The sequence below is a fragment of the Mesorhizobium sp. M0808 genome (assembly GCF_040320025.1).
Classification (GTDB): Bacteria; Pseudomonadota; Alphaproteobacteria; order Rhizobiales; family Rhizobiaceae; genus Mesorhizobium.
Window position 1 is genome coordinate 1 of record NZ_JAMYOX010000154.1, and the last position, 513, is coordinate 513.

A 513-nucleotide genomic window follows, 5' to 3' on the forward strand; every position below is an offset into this window, starting at 1 on the left:
CGGTGGTTCATGAGGACGAGGCGCTCTCCTATGGCGAACTCAACGCCCGGGCCAACCGGCTGGCCCATCATCTGATCGCCCTTGGGGTCAAGCCGGATCAGCCGGTGGCGATCTGCGTCGAGCGCAGCCCGGCGATGGTGGTGGGGCTGCTGGCGATCCTGAAGGCGGGCGGCGCTTATGTGCCGATCGATCCGGCCTATCCGGGCTCACGGCTCAACCAGGTGCTCGCCGATGCCGCCCCCAAGCTGCTGCTGGCCGATGCGGCCGGACGCGCCGCCCTCGGCGCCGAGGCGCTCGCCAGCCTGACGGCGGTCGACCTCTCGGACGGCGCGCGTCCATGGGCCGACCAGGGCGCTGACGATCCCGACCCGCGCGCGCTGGGGCTCACCCCCCGCCAGCTCGCCTACATCATCTACACCTCGGGCTCCACCGGGACGCCCAAGGGCGTCATGGTCGAGCATCGCGGAGTGGTCAATCTTACAGCATGGCATGTGCAAACGTTTTGTCCGCAAC

Annotated in this window: 1 protein-coding gene; it reads left to right on the forward strand. The window is 69.4% G+C overall.

Features of this window, described 5'->3' with window-relative positions; genetic code table 11:
• On the forward strand, positions 1–513 hold a 513-nt coding region (locus tag NKI25_RS36425), incomplete at both ends, for an AMP-binding protein (RefSeq protein ID WP_353001016.1).